The organism is Stenotrophomonas sp. 3(2025) (genome assembly GCF_052665395.1).
On sequence record NZ_JBQOIF010000057.1, the window covers coordinates 1 to 323 of the forward strand.

The 323-nt window shown below is 67.5% G+C and carries 1 protein-coding gene; it reads left to right on the top strand.

Annotated features, from left to right (window positions below; translation table 11 throughout):
- Positions 1 to 323 (top strand): DDE-type integrase/transposase/recombinase (locus ACUXVE_RS20085; RefSeq protein WP_445515024.1); only part of this gene is annotated, 323 nt, incomplete at both ends.

Consider the following 323-nt stretch of genomic DNA (forward strand, 5'->3'; position numbering starts at 1 on the left):
GACTTCAAGGGCGACTTCCCGACGCTGGAGAGCGGGCGCTGCGCGCCGCTGACGGTCATCGATGACCACTCGCGCTACAACATCGTGCTGAGCGCCTGCGCGCGCACCACCACCGGGATCGTGCAGGCAGAGCTTGAGCGGGCGTTTCGCTGCTACGGGCTGCCATCGCGCATCAACACCGACAACGGCGCGCCGTGGGGCTCGCCCAGTGCGCCGGGGCAGCTCACCGAGCTCGCGGTCTGGCTGATCCGGCTGGGCATCCAGGTGAGCTATAGCCGCCCGTATCACCCGCAGACCAATGGCAAGGATGAACGGTTTCACCG